Annotated in this window: 23 protein-coding genes; 10 read left to right on the top strand and 13 right to left on the bottom strand. The window is 60.5% G+C overall.

What is annotated here, in order from left to right:
* Positions 1-51: 51 nt before the first annotated feature.
* The 3 genes from DTW90_RS12190 to DTW90_RS12200 all read right to left on the bottom strand — a co-directional run bounded on the left by DTW90_RS12190 (position 52) and on the right by DTW90_RS12200 (position 3,097).
* Positions 52-981, bottom strand: coding sequence for a prephenate/arogenate dehydrogenase family protein (locus tag DTW90_RS12190; protein WP_149338615.1), 930 nt, complete (start codon positions 979-981; stop codon positions 52-54).
* Positions 978-2,087 (bottom strand): histidinol-phosphate transaminase, encoded by a 1,110-nt coding sequence (gene hisC / locus DTW90_RS12195; RefSeq protein WP_149338616.1) that lies wholly within the window; start codon positions 2,085-2,087, stop codon positions 978-980. The genes DTW90_RS12190 and hisC overlap by 4 nt, the downstream gene beginning before the upstream one ends.
* A 236-nt stretch (positions 2,088-2,323) precedes the next feature.
* Positions 2,324-3,097 carry a class I SAM-dependent methyltransferase gene (locus DTW90_RS12200; protein WP_149338618.1) on the bottom strand — a complete coding sequence of 258 codons (774 nt, stop codon included), beginning with the start codon at positions 3,095-3,097 and terminating at the stop codon, positions 2,324-2,326.
* Positions 3,098-3,152: 55 nt separating this feature from the next.
* Here DTW90_RS12200 and gloB point away from each other — a divergent pair, with 55 nt between their 5' ends.
* Positions 3,153-3,923: a hydroxyacylglutathione hydrolase gene (gloB, locus tag DTW90_RS12205; RefSeq protein ID WP_149338620.1), complete on the top strand. Its 771-nt coding sequence runs from the start codon at positions 3,153-3,155 to the stop codon at positions 3,921-3,923.
* A 69-nt stretch (positions 3,924-3,992) separates the two neighbouring features.
* Positions 3,993-4,418: a cupin domain-containing protein gene (locus DTW90_RS12210; protein ID WP_149339114.1), complete on the top strand. Its 426-nt coding sequence runs from the start codon at positions 3,993-3,995 to the stop codon at positions 4,416-4,418.
* 4 nt (positions 4,419-4,422) lie between these two features.
* On the opposite strand, the gene DTW90_RS12215 is transcribed toward DTW90_RS12210, so the two are convergent.
* Positions 4,423-5,319: an EamA family transporter gene (locus DTW90_RS12215; protein WP_132521809.1), complete on the bottom strand. Its 897-nt coding sequence runs from the start codon at positions 5,317-5,319 to the stop codon at positions 4,423-4,425.
* Between the two features lie 51 nt (positions 5,320-5,370).
* Positions 5,371-6,144 (bottom strand): DUF3108 domain-containing protein, encoded by a 774-nt coding sequence (locus tag DTW90_RS12220; RefSeq protein WP_149338621.1) that lies wholly within the window; start codon positions 6,142-6,144, stop codon positions 5,371-5,373.
* A 248-nt stretch (positions 6,145-6,392) separates the two neighbouring features.
* On the opposite strand from DTW90_RS12220, the gene rpmB reads away from it, so the two are divergent.
* Together rpmB and DTW90_RS12230 are read left to right on the top strand one after the other, a co-directional pair.
* Positions 6,393-6,692 (top strand): 50S ribosomal protein L28, encoded by a 300-nt coding sequence (gene rpmB, locus DTW90_RS12225; RefSeq protein WP_132521813.1) that lies wholly within the window; start codon positions 6,393-6,395, stop codon positions 6,690-6,692.
* Positions 6,693-6,904: 212 nt separating this feature from the next.
* Positions 6,905-7,540, top strand: a complete 636-nt coding sequence (locus DTW90_RS12230) for a VUT family protein (RefSeq protein WP_132521815.1) — start codon at positions 6,905-6,907, stop codon at positions 7,538-7,540.
* 124 nt (positions 7,541-7,664) lie between these two features.
* On the opposite strand, the gene DTW90_RS12235 is transcribed toward DTW90_RS12230, so the two are convergent.
* From DTW90_RS12235 to DTW90_RS12255, 5 genes are all read right to left on the bottom strand, one after another.
* Entirely contained in the window at positions 7,665-8,021 is a 357-nt protein-coding gene (locus DTW90_RS12235) for a hypothetical protein (RefSeq protein ID WP_149338623.1), read from the bottom strand.
* 49 nt (positions 8,022-8,070) lie between these two features.
* Positions 8,071-9,120: an esterase-like activity of phytase family protein gene (locus DTW90_RS12240; protein WP_149338625.1), complete on the bottom strand. Its 1,050-nt coding sequence runs from the start codon at positions 9,118-9,120 to the stop codon at positions 8,071-8,073.
* A gap of 85 nt (positions 9,121-9,205) precedes the next feature.
* A complete protein-coding gene (cobT, locus tag DTW90_RS12245; protein ID WP_149338627.1) occupies positions 9,206-11,107 on the bottom strand; it encodes a cobaltochelatase subunit CobT in 1,902 nt (633 codons plus the stop codon).
* Between the two features lie 15 nt (positions 11,108-11,122).
* Positions 11,123-12,115, bottom strand: a complete 993-nt coding sequence (cobS, locus tag DTW90_RS12250) for a cobaltochelatase subunit CobS (protein ID WP_132521823.1) — start codon at positions 12,113-12,115, stop codon at positions 11,123-11,125.
* Between the two features lie 316 nt (positions 12,116-12,431).
* Positions 12,432-13,049 carry a J domain-containing protein gene (locus DTW90_RS12255; RefSeq protein ID WP_149338629.1) on the bottom strand — a complete coding sequence of 206 codons (618 nt, stop codon included), beginning with the start codon at positions 13,047-13,049 and terminating at the stop codon, positions 12,432-12,434.
* A 110-nt stretch (positions 13,050-13,159) separates the two neighbouring features.
* Here DTW90_RS12255 and DTW90_RS12260 point away from each other — a divergent pair, with 110 nt between their 5' ends.
* A complete protein-coding gene (locus DTW90_RS12260) occupies positions 13,160-13,441 on the top strand; it encodes a BolA family protein (protein WP_132521827.1) in 282 nt (93 codons plus the stop codon).
* 3 nt (positions 13,442-13,444) lie between these two features.
* On the opposite strand, the gene DTW90_RS12265 is transcribed toward DTW90_RS12260, so the two are convergent.
* From DTW90_RS12265 to DTW90_RS12275, 3 genes are read right to left on the bottom strand one after another with little or no spacing between them, the layout of a single operon-like run.
* On the bottom strand, positions 13,445-14,755 hold the full coding sequence (locus DTW90_RS12265; protein WP_149338631.1) for an HlyC/CorC family transporter: 1,311 nt from the start codon (positions 14,753-14,755) through the stop codon (positions 13,445-13,447).
* Positions 14,752-15,885, bottom strand: coding sequence for a 3-dehydroquinate synthase (aroB, locus tag DTW90_RS12270; RefSeq protein WP_149338632.1), 1,134 nt, complete (start codon positions 15,883-15,885; stop codon positions 14,752-14,754). The genes DTW90_RS12265 and aroB overlap by 4 nt, the downstream gene beginning before the upstream one ends.
* Entirely contained in the window at positions 15,882-16,472 is a 591-nt protein-coding gene (locus DTW90_RS12275) for a shikimate kinase (RefSeq protein WP_132521833.1), read from the bottom strand. Before DTW90_RS12275 ends, aroB begins: the two co-directional genes overlap by 4 nt.
* A 157-nt stretch (positions 16,473-16,629) precedes the next feature.
* On the opposite strand from DTW90_RS12275, the gene DTW90_RS37110 reads away from it, so the two are divergent.
* The 5 genes from DTW90_RS37110 (at position 16,630) to DTW90_RS12295 (ending at position 20,550) form a co-directional block, all read left to right on the top strand.
* Positions 16,630-16,797, top strand: coding sequence for a hypothetical protein (locus DTW90_RS37110; RefSeq protein WP_165927797.1), 168 nt, complete (start codon positions 16,630-16,632; stop codon positions 16,795-16,797).
* Between the two features lie 16 nt (positions 16,798-16,813).
* A complete protein-coding gene (gene xerD, locus DTW90_RS12280; protein ID WP_149338634.1) occupies positions 16,814-17,770 on the top strand; it encodes a site-specific tyrosine recombinase XerD in 957 nt (318 codons plus the stop codon).
* A 62-nt stretch (positions 17,771-17,832) separates the two neighbouring features.
* On the top strand, positions 17,833-18,786 hold the full coding sequence (locus DTW90_RS12285) for an acetyl-CoA carboxylase carboxyltransferase subunit alpha (RefSeq protein ID WP_149338636.1): 954 nt from the start codon (positions 17,833-17,835) through the stop codon (positions 18,784-18,786).
* A 250-nt stretch (positions 18,787-19,036) separates the two neighbouring features.
* Positions 19,037-20,317: a murein L,D-transpeptidase family protein gene (locus DTW90_RS12290; protein ID WP_149338638.1), complete on the top strand. Its 1,281-nt coding sequence runs from the start codon at positions 19,037-19,039 to the stop codon at positions 20,315-20,317.
* Positions 20,317-20,550 (top strand): sulfurtransferase TusA family protein, encoded by a 234-nt coding sequence (locus DTW90_RS12295; protein WP_149338640.1) that lies wholly within the window; start codon positions 20,317-20,319, stop codon positions 20,548-20,550. Before DTW90_RS12290 ends, DTW90_RS12295 begins: the two co-directional genes overlap by 1 nt.
* Positions 20,551-20,572 lie beyond the last annotated feature (22 nt).

The raw sequence follows: 20,572 nt of genomic DNA on the forward strand, positions 1-20,572 counted from the left end.
TACCGTGCCCCCTCATTCGCCTGCCGCCAAACCTAGTGGCGGCTTGGAATCCTACTTCTTCTCCAGCCCGTGAGGACGACCAAAGTCCGGAGCGTCCACGTCCTGACCGGCCTGCACGATCGAGCGGCGGATGGCGCGGGTTCGGGTGAAGAGGTCGAAGATCTTGTCGCCCTCGCCCCAACGGATCGCGCGCTGCAGATATGCGAGATCTTCAGAAAAGCGCGCCAGCATTTCCAGGATGGCATCGCGATTGTGCAGGCAGACGTCGCGCCACATGGTCGGGTCGGAAGCGGCCAGACGCGTGAAGTCGCGGAAACCGGAGGCGGAATATTTGATGACTTCCGATTCCGTCACCGTTTCCAGATCGTCGGCCGTACCGACGATATTATAGGCGATGAGGTGCGGCAGATGGGAGACGATCGCCAGCACCTTGTCATGGTGCTCCGCATCCATTTCATCGACCTTGGACCCGAGCGTTTCCCAGAAACGGCGAAGTTTCCTAAGCGCATCCTCGTTAGTGCCGGGAAGGGGCGTGAAGATGCACCAGCGGCCCTCGAAGAGGCCCGGAAAACCGGCATCCGGTCCCGATTTTTCAGTGCCCGCCAGCGGATGGCCGGGAATGAAATTGACGTTGTCAGGCATATGCGGCTGCATCTGCGCAATGACCGACGCCTTGGTGGACCCGACATCGGTAACAATAGCGCCCGGCTTCAGGCTGCCGGCGATTTCCTTCGCCACGCTTTCGGAAGCGCCCACGGGCACGCAGACGATGACCAGATCGGCATCCCTGACCGCGTCGGCGGCAGATGCCAAATAGCGATCGCCGAGCCCGAGTTCCTCCGCTCGCTTGAGTGCTGCGGCGCCATGATCCGCGACGATGATTTCCCCGGTCAGGCCGAGCCTTCGCAGATCATGCGCGATCGAGGAGCCGATCAGTCCGATGCCGATCAGGCAGATGCGGTCGAACTGGATCTCACTCATGCCGTCCGTCCCATAAATTCGCCGAGCGTCTCGATGAGGCCGCGATTGGCCTCTTCCGTGCCGATGCTCATCCGCAATGCATTCGGGAAACCGTAGCCCCGCACCGCGCGCACGATATAACCGCGGCTCGTCAGGAAATCGTCGGCTTCAGGCGCCCGCTTGCCCTCGGCATCCGGGAAATGGACGAGGACGAAATTCGCGACCGACGGGGTCACCTTGAGCCCGATCGCTTCAAGCGCGCTCGTCACCTTGTCGATCCAGAGAAGATTGTAGGTTACCGCCGTCTCGGTGAAAGCCTGGTCGCGCATAGCGGCAGCACCGGCCGCAATCGCCACGGCATTCATGTTGAACGGAGCGCGTACGCGGTTGAGCGCATCGATGATATCAGCCGGCGCGAACATCCATCCGATACGCAAGGCCGCAAGGCCATAGATCTTCGAGAAGGTACGGGTCATCACGACATTGGCGTTCGAGGACACCAGTTCGATACCCGCCTCATAGTCGTTCCGGCGCACATATTCCGCATAGGCTGCGTCGAGCACCAGGATGACGTTCTTGGGCAGGCTTGCCTGGAGGCGGCGAATTTCGCTCACCGGAACATAGGTGCCAGTCGGATTGCCCGGATTGGCAATGAAGACCATCTTGGTCTTCTTGGTAACGGCGGCAAGGATCGCATCGACATCGACGGTGCAATCCTTCTCCTTGACGGTTACAGGCGTCGCGCCGGCACCCATGGCCTGAATCTTGTAGATGGCAAAGCCGTGTTCGGTGACGATGGCTTCGTCACCGGTTCCGAGATAGACGTGGCACAAGAGGGCGAGCAGTTCGTCCGAGCCGTTGCCGCACATGATATTGGCTGGGTTGAGACCGTGCACGTCGGCGATCGCCTGCCGCAATTCCTTCGCCTGTCCGTCCGGATAGCGCTCCAGATGATCGGCCGCAGCGCGCGCCGCTGCGATGGCCTTCGGGCTGGCGCCGAGCGGTGTTTCGTTGGAGGACAGCTTGAACACCCTAGCGACGCCCGGCGCATGCTCCTTGCCCGGCACATAGGCGGCGATATCGAGAATGCCGGAACGCGGAACAGGCTTGGTCATGTCAGTGCTCATGGGATCGACCTTGGGATGAAATAGTTCTGTCGCAATAGCGGTGAAGCGCGCTTTTGTCGAGGGTTTGCGGATTTAGCTGGAGGTAATTGCATATACAAAAGACCCCTTCTGGCCTGCCGGCCATCTCCCCGCAAAGGGGGAGAAGGTTCGCGGCACGGCCTCGGCTCTATCAAAGGCCTCGGCAGCGCGGCCGACAAACCCCTACCCCTTGTGGGGAGGGGTTGGGGAGGGGTCTTTCACAACCGCGTCGTCGGCACGCCACGCGGCGCAAGAACCGGAACGAAGACGCGTCGGGATGCGCGCACCGCGACCGGCAGTCCCTGATAAAGCCGTTTCTGTGCCTCGACAATAATAACACCTGAAAAGGCTGGCCACAGCGTGCGCCCTACCCGCTCGAATGCGCGCCGAAGGCTTAGCACGGCGCGCAGCTTGGACGGCGGGAAGAACAGCGCTTCAGCTGTCGCGCCGGGGGTGAAATTGGTCTCGCGCAGCAGATGGGTCAGCTGGCCGCGCGAATAGGGCCGGCCGGAGCCGAAAGGCGTGTGCTCCATCCGTGCCCAGACGCCGCGGCGGTTCGGCACCACGATGACAAGCCGCCCGCCCGGTGCCAGCACTCGCCACAACTCCTTCAGCGTCTCGCGTGGGCTTTCTGCGAATTCCAGCGAGTGAACCATCAGCACACGGTCGATCGAAGAATCAGGCAGCGGCAGTTCCTCGTCGAAGATCAGTGCCGTCGAAGAGGCTGACCCCATCGGCCAGTTCACCGCCCCCTGCCCGGCCGGCATGAAGGCGAAGGTGCGCTCGGTATCGACGCGAAAGCGGTCGAGATAGGGAACGGAATAGCCAAGGCCTACCAATCGCTCTTCCGGAAGCCGCGCCCAGATCGACGAAAGAGCCATGACGATAGAGTGCTCGGCCAAGCGACCGAGCTCGGAATGGTAGAACTGGCGGAGATCGACGATATCGGCGTGCATTGCGGTAAATGTTATCAGGAGGCAGTTGGACTTCAAGGCCGAAGCCTCTACATTTGCCCGAAGCGACTAGGGATATGGGATGATTTCAGTCATGAAACCTTTGGAAATAGAAGTTTTTATCTGCCGCTCCGATAATTACGGCGTACTGGTGCACGATCCGGAGACGAGCCTCACCGCCTGCATTGACGCACCTGAGGCAGCGCCCATACTCGCGGCTGCGACGCGTCGTGGCTGGGACATCACGCATATCCTGACCACCCATCATCACACCGATCATGTCGAAGGCAATCTGGCATTGAAGGAGCAGTTCGGCTGCGTGATCATCGGGCCGGTCAACGAAGCCGTGGCCATTCCCGGCCTCGACCGCGCGGTTGGCGACGGCGACAGTTTTGAATTCGGCGGCCACACGGTCAATGTCATCGAAACGCCCGGCCATACTGCCGGCCATGTCTGCTACCATTTCGAAGACGACAAGCTGCTGTTTTCCGCCGATACGCTCTTTGCGCTGGGTTGCGGCCGGCTCTTCGAACGTCCGGCCACGGACATGTGGCATTCGCTGCAGAAGCTGGCAGTCCTCCCGGATGAAACCGCCATCTATTTCGGCCACGAATATACGCTTTCCAACGCCCGTTTCGCCGTCACCATCGATCCGGACAACGAGCGCCTGAAATCGCGCGCCGCCGATATCGAGGTACTGAGGGCGGAAGGAAAATTCACCATTCCGACGACGCTTGCGCTTGAAAAGGAAACCAACCCCTTCCTGCGCGCCGCCGATCCCTCGATCCGTCGCAACCTGCTGATGGAAAGCCGCAGCAACGAGGAAGTCTTTGCCGAGATCCGCAAGCGCAAGGACAATTTCTAAGCGCAAAGCCTCGATCGCAGGAAGCGGGACCGGAAAGACACCCAGGAAGACACAATGCCTCAACCTGATCTGACGCCTGATGATATCATCCAGGCCCTCGCAATGCAGCCGCATCCCGAGGGCGGATGGTATGTCGAGACTTTCCGGGACGAGAATGGCGGCGACCGCGGCCATTCGACCGCGATCTACTACATGCTTCAGAAGGGCGAGCGGTCGCATTGGCACCGCGTCCGCGATGCGGCCGAGGCCTGGCACTATTATGCGGGCGCCCCCCTGGCGCTCCATCGTTCCGCAGACGGGGAAACCAGCGACACGATCGTGCTCGGAACGAACCTGTTGAACGGCGAGAGACCACAGGCGATTGTCCCGGCCGACTGGTGGCAATCGGCGGAAACGCTCGGCGATTTCACGCTGGTCGGCTGCACCGTATCGCCCGGCTTCCAGTTCTCGAGCTTCGAAATGGCCGCGCCCGACTGGAAGCCTGTAGCCGACTAAATAGTCACTCCGCTACGGCAGCGGCCTCTTCGGCCGGCGAGCGGCGAAGGATCATGCGATGCGCGGCAAGGACCGCCCCGCCGGTCACCAGCAGGCAGGCGATCGCGATCCCCCAGCTCGACTCGGCAAAGCCGAACAGCATCAGGATCATCGTCGACAGAAGCGGGGCGGCATAGCTCGCAGCACCCAATATCTGGATGTCTCCGTTCTTGACGCCGTAGTCCCAGGCATAGAATGCGGCACCGACCGGAAACAGGCCGAGGCCGGCGATGGCGATCCACTGGAACGGCGTTTCCGGCCAGATCGTCGCCTCGAGCCCGACATGGCAGGCAAGCGAAAGAACAGATGTCGCGAGACAGAAACCGGTGACGACATCGGTCGAGACGGCATCGAAGCGCCGGGTGAGCAGGGAATAGCCCGACCACGTGAAAGCACAGAGCAAGGCCGCTCCGTAGCCGAGCCCATAGGCGCCCTCGAAATGAAAGCCGTTGCGACCGACGATAAGAACCGTGCCGGCAAGACCCAAGACCGCCCCGGCCACGTGATACCAGCGCAGCCGCTCGCCGGGCAGAAGTGCCGAACCGACGACGATCAGCAGCGGCCAGAGATAGGCGATGAGCCCGGCTTCGACCGCCGGCGCATTTCTGAGCGCCGTGAAATAGAGGAAATGATAGCCGAAAAGACCGAGAATGCCTGATATCCAGACCTTGACGGGCTGCCGCAGAAGCTTCAGCCGTTCAGGTTTCAGCGCGAGCACAAGGATGCCCGGCAGGCTGCCGATCGCAAAGCAGATCGCAGAAAGCTGAAACGGCTGGATTCTCCCGGAGGCCGCGGTAAAGAGCGCCAGGAACGACCACATGAGAATGGCGGAAAATCCGATTAACGTCGCACGAAGATTCATGCTGTTCCTGCCCTCAGGCCGGAAACGGAATGACCAAGAAGACTTTCAGCCTCAGTCGTTGCCATATTTCACGGCGGTTATCGTCACCGTTCCATACTTCGTGGGGACACGGACATAAACCGGAGCGTAGACATTCATGGCTTCCGCCTTGGCAAACCAGATCTCCATGCCTTCGCTCTTGCTCAGATACTGGAAATCGTCGCGGCTCTGCTTGTAGCCCGATCTCGGCGTGAAATGCACGCCGCAGGAAACGGTTATGCCGCTGAAACCATCCGTCGAGAAGGGATGCGATCCCTTGGGAAACAGCTTCAGATCCATTCGTGTCTCGCCGTCATAGATCGGAAGATTTTGCGAGCAGATATTGGTTCCCACGGGAAAAATCAGCCCGGAGATCGGATCGAGGACGGACCGCAGGTCTCCTTCCGTGATCGGTATCCAGTTCTTCGGCCGTTTTGGTTCGGGCGTCGTGGTGGTCGAGGTCACGTTGCCGTCCTGGTAGACGACGTCATAGGTATGCTGCTTGCGGCCGCTCTTGTAGTAGAGCGTGTAGTGCGCGGCCTGCAGTCTCTGCGGCCCGACGGTGCCGGAGACATCCGCCTTCGCCTCGATGGTCGTGACGAGATCGGCAAGACCGGCGGAATCGATGTCGCCACGGATGGTGAAATGCTTGTCCTTCACCTCGGTGCGGAAATCTGCCCTCGCGATCGGAAATCCGGCGAGCGCCACACGATACCGCGTCTCATGATGCAAATCCTCCGCATGGCCAAGGGTCGGCCCGAAGGTTGCCAGAGCGGAAATCAGAATCCATTTTTGATAACGAGACATGGGCGAGCCTTTATGAGGTGGCAGCCATCATATATAGGGGCTTTATACGCTTGCTGCGAGAAGCAGGAAACACAAGCTTTTTGACGGAATTGCGGGAAAGTCCAAGGTTTGGCCAAGGTTTGGCTTGACGTGGGCGGCTCCTCTGACTATAGAACCGCAACTTTCCAATCATGGCCTGTTGGATTGCAAACCGGGTGTTGCCCGGAACGGCTATCCAGTGGCTTAGAAAAACGAACATAGGTGTACCCATGTCCCGCATGTGCGAATTGACCGGCAAGGCCGTCCTGGTGGGCAATAATGTCAGCCACGCCAACAACAAGACCAAGCGTCGGTTCCTTCCGAACCTCTGCCAGGTCACGCTGATTTCTGACGTTCTCGGCCAGCGTTATCGTCTGCGCGTTTCCGCGCACGCCCTGCGCTCTGTCGAGCACCGCGGTGGCCTCGACGCTTTCCTGATCAAGGCAAGCGAAAACGAGCTGTCCATGCGTGCTCGCCTGCTGCGTCGCCAGATCGTCAAGAAGTCTGCTGAAGCTGCCGTCGCTGCCTAAGCGCCTGCATTTCATCGTCTGAGGCATCGAAGGCTTGCACGGATAACTTCCGGACAGGCCTTTTGCTTTGCCTGAATTTAGCCGCGCGCCAATCCTTTCGGCCAATCCTTTCGATTGTCGCAATTCCGAACGCAAAAGCGTTACACACTTTGCTGGAATTGCTCGAAGGCGGCGCGTTCCGTCCAACTGGTGGCATCACCCAGGATAAAAAAATGCTGACCCTACGCCATACCCTTATCTACGTTTTCCTGATGACGGTCGTCGTCGTCGCCTCCAATTTTCTGGTCCAGTTTCCGCTGGATATCACGATATCGGGCGTCAACCTCTCCGACCTCTTGACCTGGGGCGCCTTCTCCTATCCGGTCGCCTTCCTCGTTACCGACCTCACCAATCGCCAGTTCGGCCCCAAGGCCGCCCGCAAGGTGGTTTTCTGCGGCTTCGTCGTCGGCGTTGGCCTTTCCTTCGTGACATCTGACCCGCGTATCGCGATTGCTTCAGGCTCGGCCTATCTTGCCGGCCAGCTGCTCGATATCTCGCTGTTCAACCGCCTGCGCCGTCAGGCCTGGTGGCACGCACCGCTCGTCGGCTCGCTGGTCGGCACGGCGCTGGACACTGTCATGTTCTTCTCCTTCGCCTTCGCACCCTTCTTCGTCTTCTTCGGCCCGAACGTCCCCTTCGCGCTGGAACAGGCGCCACTCCTCGGCATGTTCTCGACGGAAGCTCCGCGCTGGATCTCCTGGGCGCTCGGCGACTTCGCCGTCAAGACGATCGTCGGCTTCGTCATGCTGATCCCCTACGGCGCGCTGATGAACCGGCTCAAGCCGATGCAGGCTGTTCCGGCTGCCTGATCGAGCCAAGGGCCGCCAGCGCTCTGCTGCGGCCCGCTTGGCTCAACTGCACAACGTCGCCCTGCGTCTCTCTTACGGCAAGTCTCTGTTCGCCATGGTTGACGCAGTAAAAGAGCGTTTGAAGTTATGATCCCGGATACTTTCCGGGGATCGGAGGCCCGCCCCACGGCCCGATATCATATCCAGTTTCTATCACCTTGAGCATGCGCTCGACGGCTTCTTCAAGCCCATATTGCAGAGACTGATATTGCTCGATGTGTCCGTATTTGACCCAAAGAGATAAATTAAAGCCGTGCTCGTACTGGTTATAATAGATGACGGTCGAGCCGATGATGGCCACGACCCAACATTTCCCATAGCCCCGCAATTGCCATTCCTCGGGGAGACGCTTCATCGTCTCCCAAAGAAAGCGCTGTTTGAAAGACATGCGTGACCAGCCGTTGTTGATCTCGTCCCATATCTTTTCTTCCGGAAATGACACGTAGCTCTCCGACTTTGCGGGCACGTTGCCCGTATATTGCCAACATAATCTAATGTTGAACGCTGAGGCTCGCGGTCGTCGCGGGCTTGGCTGCCGGCGATCCATCCCGCAGCCGGAATTCCAGCATCAGATTGCGTTGCAGGATCGAGTGGTTGTCGTCCGACACTATGATGAGATGAATGGTGCCGTCCTCTGCGCGGAAGGCGTCCAGCCCCTCCAGATTATCGATCTGGTCGCTCCCATCGGCCTCGAAGATGATCTTTCCATCCACCAGCACGCCCGGCTTGATATCGCCGCCAGCGATGCGGAGGATGCGCACGCCGATACCGTGGGCAAGATCGAAGCGACGCTCGAGCAGCAATAGATCGCCGTCAGGCAGGAACACGCCGTCGCTGACGTCGAAATCGTCGTAGTGCCGCACGGCAAATCGTCCTGCCTGCGGCCCGTCCAGGATCGCAGCGAGCATGTTGCCATCCTTGTCCAGGCTTCGTTCCGTGACGATGACAGCGGATCCGGCGAGCGGGCTGGACGGTGGAGCGATCATGACTGCCTCAAGGCTCTGATTGCCGCGAAGCTGATTTTTCGGAATCCAGATCGGCAATGTCTTCGTCGGCGGTGAGGTTTCGAAACCCGGGTCGGGATAGACGTCGACGCGGTGGTACTCTTCGAAGCTGACAAGCACGGTATGATCGCGCAGTGCCACGCCTTCGGCGTCCATGGCACCCTTGCCCTCATGGGTCTGGCCAAAGCGATCCTGCATCGGCGTGATGGCGGCATCGGAAATCCCGGCCAGCTTGCCATCCGCATCGCGCTCGATCGCGCCGGTCAGCCAATGTCCGGTATCCAGCACGGAAATGAAATGACGCTGGTCCGGCCTGAAGCGGATCGCCGAGACGGCACCGTAAAGCGGGTTGCTCGAACTGAGCGACAGCCCGCCCAGAAATTCCAGCGAACCGAAGATCGTCTGGTCGGACCCGACGCGAAACTTCGAGATGACAGTCCCATGGATTGGAGCAGGGCCGCCCGCCGGCCCCGTTGTCGCCGATGCACAGCCGGCGAGCAGGACGAACAGCATGGTCACGCGGCAAAGACGCTTCATGGGAGGCCCTGCATCCAGTTGAACGGCATGTCGTCGGGATCGGGCATCGGCCGGGCGGCCGATGCGAAGAAATACGGTAGAGGCGTCAGCCTGCGCGACGCATGCGGCCGGCGCGAGGCAGGCTCGACTGGTCCTCGAAGAGCGAGGCCAGCTGCTCGGTCATGGCGCCTGCCAGCTCATCGGCATCGACGATCGTCACGGCGCGGCGATAATAGCGCGTCACGTCATGGCCGATACCGATCGCCAGCAGTTCCACCGGAGAGCGCGTCTCGATCTGCTCGATGACGGCGCGCAGGTGCCGCTCGAGATAGTTGCCCGGATTGACCGACAGCGTCGAATCGTCGACCGGCGCACCATCCGAAATCATCATCAGGATGCGGCGCTGTTCGCGGCGGGCGAGCAGGCGGTTATGCGCCCAGATCAGCGCCTCGCCGTCGATATTTTCCTTGAGCAGGCCTTCGCGCATCATCAGGCCCAGATTGGTGCGCGAACGCCGCCACGGCTGGTCGGCCGACTTGTAGATGATGTGGCGCAGGTCGTTGAGACGGCCCGGCGTCTGCGGCTTGCCGCCGGAGAGCCATTTCTCGCGCGCCTGACCGCCCTTCCAGGCCTTGGTCGTAAATCCGAGGATCTCGACCTTGACACCGCAACGCTCGAGCGTACGGGCCAGAATATCGGCGCAGGTGGCGGCGACAGTGATCGGCCGCCCGCGCATCGAACCTGAATTGTCGATCAGCAGCGTCACGACCGTATCGCGGAACTGGGTGTCGCGTTCCATCTTGAAGGACAGCGCCTGCATCGGGTCGATGATCATGCGCGTCAGACGCGCCGGGTCGAGATAGCCCTCTTCCAGGTCGAAATCCCAGGACCGGTTCTGCTGCGCCATCAGGCGGCGCTGCAGGCGGTTGGCAAGACGCCCGACAGCTCCCTGCAGATGCGCCAGCTGCTTGTCGAGGAAGGCGCGCAGGCGCTCGAGCTCGGCGGCGTCGCACAGCTCCTGCGCCGTGATCGTCTCGTCGAATTCCTCGGTGTAAACGTGATAATCGACCTTTTCGTTGAAATCGGAGAAAGGCGTGTTCGGACGGCGGGTTTCGCCAGGCGTCTCGGAATCGTCCTCGCCCTCGTCCTGCATATCGTCGTCGGAGATTTCGGCGCCGTCCTGCTCGCCGTCTTCCATCTGCTCTTCCGACTGCTCGCTATCTTCGGCAGGAGCGGCATCATCGCCGGCATCTTCCTCGACGTCTTCCTGGTCCTGTTCCTCGCCGCGCGGCTGATCCTCGTCGGTCGAGGTCTCTTCCTCGTTCTCGTCGAGATCGTCGTCGCCGTAATCCTCCGCCATTTCCATGGCGGACAGCATGTTGCGGATGACCTTGGCAAAGCTCTGCTGGTCGTTGATGGCGCCGGTCAGATTGTCCAGCTGCTTTCCGGCCTTGTCCTCGATAAATGGCCGCCAGAGGTCGAGCACCTTGCCGGCACTTGCCGGCGGCTTCTGGCCGGTCAGCTTCTCGCGCACGATCATGGCCATGGCTTCGCCGATAGGCGCATCTTCCTGCCGCTCGATGCCGGAGAAATTCGCCTTGGAATATTTCTCCGAATTCATCGCCGCGAGATTGGATGCCATGCCGCTCATGCGCAGCGCGCCGATCGATTCCACACGCGCCTGCTCGACGGCGTCGAAGATGACCCGGGCGTCCGTACCCTGCGGTGCCATGGTCGCGTGGACGCGATCGTCATGGCAGGCGAGCCTGAGCGCCATGGAATCGCCGAGACCGCGCGTAACCGCAAGCTCGTGCGCCGTTGGCCGCTTGGAGAGCTCGGGCAGGCGAATGCGCTCGCCCGTCATGCCGGGGCGTTCGTTGGCGAACGCCACCTCCACTTCGGAATCACCGGCAATGGAGCGCACGCAGCCGGTAATCGCCCGGCGCAATGGCTCCATGTCCACCGGTGCGCCCGGCTTAGCTTTCGAGTTGTCTCCGCGACCTGCCATCTGCTTTCAGCCTTCTCAGGCTTCCAGAACGATATTGGCGGCGCTTTCCTTCAGCTCCACGCCGAAGGCGCGCTGGTAGTGCTCGGCGACCAGGGGACGCTCCAGTTCATCGCACTTGTTGAGGAAGGTGACGCGGAAGGCAAAGGCGATATCGCCGAAGATTTCGGCATTCTCGGCCCAAGTGATGACGGTACGCGGGCTCATGACGGTCGACAGATCGCCGTTCATGAAGGCAGCGCGCGTCAGATCGGCAACACGGACCATCTTGGAGACGGTGTCGCGGCCGTTCTTGTCCTTGCCGAAGCTCTTCACCTTGGAGGCGACGATGTTCACTTCGTGATCATGCGGCAAATAGTTCAGCGTGGTCACGATCGACCAGCGGTCCATCTGCGCCTGGTTGATCTGCTGCGTGCCATGATAGAGGCCGGTCGTGTCGCCGAGGCCGATCGTGTTGGCCGTCGCAAACAGGCGGAAGGCCGGGTGAGGACGGATGACGCGGCTCTGGTCGAGCAGCGTCAGGCGGCCCGAGGATTCCAGCACGCGCTGGATGACGAACATCACGTCCGGGCGGCCCGCATCGTATTCGTCGAAGACGAGCGCGACATTGTGCTGGTAGGCCCAGGGCAGGATGCCGTCCTTGAATTCGGTGACCTGCAAACCGTCCTTGACGACGATCGCATCCTTGCCGACGAGGTCGATACGGCTGACATGGCTGTCGAGGTTGATACGCACGCAGGGCCAGTTGAGGCGGGCTGCGACCTGCTCGATATGCGAGGACTTGCCGGTGCCGTGGTAGCCGGAGATCATGACGCGGCGGTTATGGGCAAAACCAGCCAGGATGGCGAGCGTCGTCTCGCGGTCGAAAAGGTAATCCGGATCGAAATCCGGGACATAGGCATCGCCCTTGCTGTAGGCCGGAACGCGAATATCGGAATCGATCCCGAAGACTTCCCGTACCGAAACGGTGGTGTCGGGCAATTCGGAAATATCAAGGTCAATCTTGCTCATCATGTCTCCAAGGCGGATGATCGCCACCCGGCCGTATTGTCATATCCAGTTTCGCAACCGTATCCCGCAGGCGGTCGTCCGCCCGACCGGATACGTCGGGACGTTGGCGATTCTTCTCCGGGACTGAAGCGAAACCTCGATGCGGCCAAAAGCCGGACTGCCGAGCATTCTAAACAGTGTCCCGGACAAGAAACGCCACGTCCGGAAGGTCGGCTCGGGATCGAAAAGGCGAACGCACAAGGTTACCCCTCGGTTGCCTCGCAATCCTGGCCGATCTGGACCATACCTCATCTAACCGGCAGAGCAAGGACGCCGTTTAGCAAAATCCGTTCTGCTTCAACAATTGGTACGCCTGGATGACCTCACGGAAGCGATCTTCCGAGCCACGGTCGCCGCCATTGGCGTCAGGATGATGCTTCTTCACCAGCTCTTTATAGCGTGTTTTGATGTCCTTGGCGGTCGCATTGGCGCCAAGGCCCATCGTGTCGAAGGCTTTCGCCTCGAGTGTCTTCAATTTGCGCGCCTGCGGCTCGAAGCGCGGCCCATTGCCACGCCCCTCGGCGACAAAGCCGAACGGATCGCGAATACGCGAATGCGAACCCGACCGGATGTCTGACTGAAGCGGGCTGTTTCGGGCAGCCTTGTTGACGCCAACGGTCCAGGTCGGCCGGTGACCGGTAATCGCTTCCTTCTGGTAGCGGGCGATCTCGCCGTCCGAAAGGCCGGAAAAATAATTGTAGCCCTTGTTGTATTCCTTCACGTGCTCGAAGCAGAAAAGGAAGAACTGGCCTTCCGCATTCCGTCCCACGGGCGCACGATGCACCCCTGGCTTGTCGCAGCCATCCCACTGACACGTCGGCGCGGCCTGCTCGGCTTCCGGCGCCCGCTTCCGGCGAGTGCGGATGCGGTCGAAATATTTTGAATCAAGTCCCATGCCGCTAATTATGGGGCCGCGAGCGCTTCACAACAAGAATTGACAAATGGGAATGTTGCTGGCTTTGTGCCCGGTTTTCGCCAATGACAAAAACAACGAGAGTGCCGCCGATGACACTTCAATCCCGCATTGAGGAAAAACTCCGCAACGCCTTCGCGCCCGAACGCCTGGCCGTCATCAATGAAAGCCACATGCATGCCGGGCATCAGCCCGACATAACGGGCGAAGGCGAAACCCACATGCGGGTCAGGATCGTTTCGGCGAAATTCACCGGCATGCCAAGACTCGCACGCCATCGCGCGATCACCGAGCTTCTGAAGCCGGAACTCGACGCGGGGCTGCACGCGCTTGCGGTCGAACCGGCCGCACCGGGCGAGCAGACGCGCTGGTAGGCGCTACGTCGCCTTCGTCTCTTCCATATCGGCGGGACGAATGCGCAGCTTGGTGATTCGGTTCTTTTCCCGCTTCATGACGATGAAGCGCTTGCCATAGAAGGTGAAGGCCTGCCGTTCCTCGGGAATGGTCATGGATTCGTGAATGACGAGGCCGGCAATGGTGGTCGCCTCCTCATCCGGCAGATCCCAGTCGAGCGCGCGGTTGAGGTCGCGGATCGGTACCGTGCCGTCGACCACGATCGAGCCGTCCGCTTCCTGGCGCACACCCTGGATATCGAGATCGTGCTCGTCGGAAATATCGCCGACGATTTCCTCAAGGATATCCTCCAGCGTCACGATGCCCTGCACTTCGCCATATTCGTCGACCACGACGGCGAAATGCTGCTTGCGGCGCAGGAAGGCGTTGAGCTGGTCCTCGAGATTGGTGCTGTCAGGCACGAACCAGGGCTTCTGCGCGATCTTGACGATATCGAGGTTTTCCGGCTCGACATTCGGCTCGGCCAACGCACGCAACAGGTCCTTGGCATGTATCACGCCGATGATATTGTCGATCGTGCCCCGCCAGAGCGGCATGCGCGTATAGGGGCTTTCGAGGATATTGCGCACCACCGCTTCAGGCGAATCGTCGGCATTGATGGCGCGCATGGCGGTGCGGTGGACCATGATGTCCGAGAGCTCAAGCTCGCCGAGATCGAGAACGCCGCCGAGCCGGTCGCGGTCGGCCTTGACGACAGATCCCTCGCGATGAAGCAGGTCGACGGCGCCGCGCAGCTCCTCGTGCGCGGAAAGCATCGACACTTCCTTGGAAAGGTTGATGCCGAAGAGGCCTAGCAGCCAGCGAACGATGGCATTGACGAAGCTCGATATCGGGCCAACGACGGCAACGAAGAGATTGACGGTGCCTGCAACATTGAGCGCGAAGCGATCGGGCGTCGAGATCGCCCAGCTCTTCGGCAGCACTTCCGCAAATATGACGAGGATAACCGTCATCGCAAGGGTGGCGAGCGCCACGCCCGAATTGCCGAAGAGCCCGAGGAACAGGCTGGTCGCGATCGAAGACGACAGGATGTTGGCGAGGTTGTTGCCGATCAAGAGCGCGCCGATCAGCCGGTCGCGACGCTCGATCAATTTCCGGACAATGCTGGCCCGCTCGTCACCATTGGCTTCCAGCGTGTAGATGCGGCTCCGGGACGCGGCGGTCAACGCCGTCTCCGAACCTGAGAAAAAGGCAGACAGCAGCACCAGGATGACGATCGAAATGATCTCCGGCCAATATTCGATCAAAGCCGCAATTGTGCCTTCGAGCGTCATTTCGGATGTTTTTCCCTGAGAAAGCTGAGGACTTCGGAAGCAGGCACGTCATCGGCGACGAAGGACTGGCCGATGCCACGCGTCAGGATGAAGGTGAGCTTGCCGCTCTTGACCTTCTTGTCCTGCGCGATCGCGTCCATCAGCACTTCGGCGGGCGGCAGCGCGCCCGGTATCTGATCCATACGCGTCGGAAGACCGACCGCCTTCAGATGCGCCTCGACGCGACCGGCATCGTCCGGGCTCGCAAGATTAAGCCGGGCCGAGAATTGATGCGCCAGCACCATGCCGATCGAAACGCCTTCGCCATGCACCAGCCGGCTGCTGTCATAGGCGGTAGCGGCTTCCAGCGCGTGGCCGAACGTATGGCCGAGATTGAGCAGCGCCCGCTGTCCGGTCTCGCGCTCATCGGCAACGACCACATCCGCCTTTGCCTGGCAGCTTGCAGCGATCGCCTCGATGCGGGCAGCACCTCCAGCAAAAACCTGCTGCCAGTTCGCTTCCAGCCAAGCGAAGAATTCCGGCTTGTCGATCAAACCGTATTTGGCGACCTCAGCATATCCGGCGCGGAATTCGCGCTCGCTCAATGTGTTCAGCACGTCGGTGTCGGCAAGCACCAGATCCGGCTGGTGGAATACGCCGACGAGGTTCTTGCCGTGACGCGTGTTGATCCCGGTCTTGCCGCCGACGGAAGAGTCGACCTGGGAGAGCAACGATGTCGGCACCTGCACGAAACGGACGCCGCGCCGAACAACGCCGGCGGCAAAGCCGGCGAGATCGCCGATCACGCCGCCGCCGAGCGCGATGACGGCATCGTTACGCTCGACGCGGGCTTCCAGAACCGCATCGCAGACCGTCATCAGGTGTTCGAAGCTCTTGGTCTTCTCGCCGGCCGGCAGAACAAGGCTCGACGCGGCAATCCCTGCTGCTTCCAGGCTCGCAACCAGTGCATCGAGATAAAGCGGCGCGACATTCTCGTCGGTCACGATTGCAGCCTTGCGCCCCTTCAGCCGTGCGGCGATTTCCCTACCTGCGCCTGCGATGAGGCCGGGGCCGATCAGGATATCGTAGGCCCGTTCGCCGAGCGGCACGTGAACGAGGCGCTCGGCAGAAGTGGAGGTGATCGCATTCATGGAACTAAGCTTTCCTGTTTCCCGGCGACGATGGCGGCAAGAACCTCCTTCGCCATCGCGTCCTTGTTCACGTCGCGCGACAGGACCGTAAGGTCGGCTTCCGCATAGATCGGATAGCGCGCGTTCATTAGATTTTCGAGGGTCTGTTTCGGGTTCTCGGTCTTCAGCAGCGGCCTTGTATCGCGCTTGTTGACCCGTTCCCAGAGAACATCGAGATCGGCCTTCAGCCAGATCGACAGGCCGCCGCGCTTGATGTGCCGGCGGGTTTGATCGTTGATGAAGGCACCGCCACCTGTCGAGACCACGCGCGGGCCACCTTTTAGGAGCCGCTTCATGACCCGCGCCTCCAAGGCCCGGAATTCATCCTCCCCATAGGAGGCGAAAAGCTCGGAAATCGTCATCCGCGATACGCGCTCGATCTCGGCATCGGTATCGACAAACGGGATGTTCAACTGGCCCGCGACAATCTTGCCGATCGAGGATTTGCCGGCGCCCATGAGGCCGACCAAAACGAGGTTGCGCTGGCCCAACGCGCTCCGCGCCCTGTCTCTAAGGCTTTCGGCAAGGATCAGAACTGGTTCAGTCATAGGCCCATTCACAGTTTGTTTGTAAACGGTATCGTCAAATGCACAGGTAGCGTCAAGTCGCCGCGGCATAAACTCGTCCGCAATATCCTTCGGATAAAGGTTGTTCGTAACTTATATTGTAATGTCCGAGCAAATGACGGACCGAGGAGACTGCTGAATGCCCACCCTTTTCCGCTTCCTTATCATCTGCGCGGTAATCGCCGGATCGATCTATGGGGCGATGTGGGCGCTGGTTCTCCTGGTCGAGCCGCAGCCGCGCGACGTGACCATTCGTATTCCCCCCGAACGTGTCAATCCTCCGCCAACCGGCGCGGTCAAGCCATGACGCGGGAAAGGACGCCATGAAAAATCTCGGGCGCGCCCATGTCGAAGCCTTTCTGGAGATGATGAGCGCCGAACGGGGCGCTGCAGTCAACACGCTGCAATCCTATGAACGCGACCTCGACGACCTCCACGGTTTTCTGGCAGAGCGCAGCGTCAGCATCACGGATGCCGGTTCGAGCGATCTCGGCGCCTATCTTTCCGGTCTGTCGAAACAGGGTTTCAAGCCCTCCTCGCAGGCAAGGCGGCTTTCCGCCATGCGGCAATTCTACAAGTTTCTCTACGCCGAAGGCCTGCGCACCGACGACCCCACCGGCATCATCGACGCGCCTAAGAAGGGTCGCGCCCTGCCGAAGACGATGGGTGTCGACGAGGTGACCCGCCTGCTGTCCCAGGCAGAGAAGGAAGCGGCCGAACCGGGAGCGCATCAGATGCAGCGGATGCGCATGCTGGCCCTGCTGGAGCTTCTCTATGCGACGGGCATGCGTGTCAGCGAGCTGGTTTGCCTGCCCGCCAAGGTGCTGGCGCAGGAAGGTCGCTTCCTCATGATCCGCGGCAAGGGCAACAAGGAGCGCCTCGTGCCCCTGTCCCAATCGGCAATTGCCGCACTCAAGGCCTATGGCCGGGCGAAGGAGGCCGAAAACGCCGCAGCCAAGGAACCGGTGCCCGACAGCCCCTGGCTTTTCCCGGCCGCATCAAAGGAAGGCCATCTGCCGAGGCAGGTCTTTGCCCGCGATCTTAAGGATATTGCCATCCGTGCCGGCCTGACGCCCTCGATGATCTCTCCGCATGTTATGCGCCACGCCTTTGCCAGCCATCTTCTCGCAAATGGCGCCGACCTGCGCGTCGTGCAGGAACTGCTCGGTCATTCGGACATTTCGACAACACAAATCTACACGCATGTGTTGGAAGAACGCCTTCACCAACTTGTGCAATCGCATCACCCTCTTGCCAAACTGACCAAAAAACAGGATTAGGACCGGCAACAAAGGCGAAAGCGCAGATTTTCGCCGGCGCAAAAGGATCGGAAACGCACCTCATGCACAATTATCTCGATTTCGAAAAACCCATCTCGGATCTCGAGGGCAAGATTCACGAGTTGAAGAAGCTCGCCAGCGAAGACGAGAGCATCGACACGTCGGATGAAATTGGCAGGCTCGAAGTCCGTGTCCACGAAGCCATGGCCGATATCTATTCCAAGCTCAATGCCTGGCAGAAGACGCAGGTCGCGCGCCATCCGCAGCGACCGCATTTCATCGATTACTCACAAGCCCTGTTCGAAGAATTCACGCCGCTTGCCGGCGACCGCAAGTTTTCCGAGGATGCAGCCATCCAGGCTGGCCTCGGCCGCTTCCGTGGCCAGCCGGTCGCCATCATCGGCCAGGAAAAGGGCAGCGACACCAAGACGCGCCTAAAGCACAATTTCGGCAGCGCCCGCCCCGAAGGCTACCGCAAGGCGATCCGCGTGCTTGAAATGGCCGACCGTTTTGGCCTGCCCGTCATCACGTTGGTGGATACGGCAGGCGCCTATCCCGGCGTCGGCGCCGAGGAACGCGGCCAGGCGGAAGCCATCGCCCGCTCGACGGAAATGTGCCTGAACGCCAAGGTTCCGATCATATCCGTTGTCGTCGGCGAAGGCGGCTCCGGCGGCGCGATCGCGATTGCGACCGGCAACCGCGTCTATATGCTCGAACATTCGATCTACAGCGTCATCTCGCCGGAAGGCGCTGCCTCTATCCTGTGGCGCGATTCCACCCGCGCCCGCGAGGCTGCGACCAACATGAAGATCACGGCTGAAGACCTGAAATCGCTCGGCGTCATCGACGGTATCATTCCCGAACCGCTCGGCGGCGCGCATCGCGATCCCGCAACCGTGATTGCCGCAACCGGCGACGTAATCGCGACCGCGCTCGGCGAATTGGCCGGCCGCACCGGCGAGCAGCTTCGCAACGATCGGCGCCAGAAATTCCTGAACATGGGCCGCAATCTCTAAGGGCTGCCGATGCCAACTGGCCCCCAGATATCTGGACAAACTCGACGCTGAGCGACATTGAGGCCAAATCTTGGCCACATTAATGTTATCCATGGGCATTTCATCAAGAAATGCTTTTCAGTCCTGTTGCGTCGGCGGCAAAGGCTGATAAGGAATCGTAAAGTATAAACGGTCTATGATTCCGCTTTGCATGCAGTTGGGATCCAGAGCGGATCGAGCGACCGATCTTGTGTCTATGGGCTAATTCATAATGCGCATCCGTTACTTTGCCTACGTTTCGCTGATGGCGCTGGCTCTGGCCGGCTGCAACGATACGCTGGATTCAGCGAGCTACACGGACCTGTCCACGGTCAAGAACAAGGTCGAGCAGCCGCTTCCGGACCATATCGTCGCCGATATGGCCAAGAAGGGCATGGACCGCAATTCGCCGATCATGATCCGGATCTTCAAGGAAGAAGGTCTGATGGAGATCTGGAAGGCGAAGGCCGACAATCGCTTCGACAAGATTTCCGAATACCATATCTGCGCATGGTCGGGTCGCCTTGGCCCCAAGGTCAAGGAAGGCGACCGGCAGGCGCCGGAAGGCTTCTACAATCTGACGCCCGCCAACCTGAACCCGAACTCCAAATACTATCTCGCCATCAACACCGGCTTCCCGAACAAATATGATGCGGCGAACGGCCGGACCGGCGCGAACCTGATGATCCATGGCGCCTGCTCGTCCTCCGGCTGCTACTCCATGACCGACCAGGAAGTGCTGGAGATCTATGCTTTCGCCCGCGACGCCTTCAAGGGCGGCGAAAAGACGGTGCAGCTGCAAGCATTCCCCTTCCGCATGACCGCCGAGAACATGGTCCGTCATCGGCTCAGCCCGAACTATGATTTCTGGAAGATGCTGAAGGTCGGCTACGACAATTTCGAGGTGACCAAGCGTCCGCCAGAAGTCGACGTCTGCGAGAAGAAATATGTCTTCAACCAGCAGTCCGCGAACGGCGGCTTCAATGCCAGCGGCAAGTGCCCCGCCGATATGTCGACGCCTCCAGCACTTCAGGTCGCGCTTGCAAACTACGACAAGACCTACCAGGCCGACTACGACAAGTTCATCAAGAAATATGACGATACGGCCTGGTACGATCCGACCGAAGCCGAGCGCAAGGCGGTCGTCGCCAAGCAGCGCGCCGGCCATGATATCGCCTATGCCCCGACTGGAACCGCACTTGCCGCAGGCAAGATGATGAAGGTTGCCGATCTGGAAGACCTGATGGCCAAGCAGTCCGGCCAGCTGGTTGCGAGCGGCGCGACCGTCGGAAGCTCGACCAACCCGAACATCAAGACCGGCCGCGTTGGCGCCCCGGCGTCGAACGCTCCGGCGCAGGCTGGAGCCCCCATTGCGGTGGCTTCGACCACGCTGCCGGCCGACGTGCCGATCCCGATGGAAAACCCGCTGGCTTATGCGGCAACGGCACCTGTCGAGACCGCACAGGCTCAGCCCTCGTCCAAGCCGCCCTTCTGGAAATTCTGGGCACGCTGATGCCCGGCCTCGACACCGAGGTCTATGATCTACGCGGGCTGAAATGCCCGCTGCCGGTGCTGAAGACACGAAAGCGCATGAAATCCATGCAGAGCGGCGCTGTGCTGGCGATCGAGACCAGCGATCCTCTTGCCGTCATCGACATCCCGCATTTCTGCAACGAGGACGGCCACTCGCTTCTCGAAAGCGAGAAGACGGAAAGCGGCCATCGCTTCCTGATCCGTAAGGGCTGAAGCAATTCCGGCAAAAGCCCGC

Origin of the sequence: Neorhizobium sp. P12A, assembly GCF_008365395.1 — a bacterium.
Taxonomy (GTDB): Bacteria; Pseudomonadota; Alphaproteobacteria; order Rhizobiales; family Rhizobiaceae; genus Rhizobium.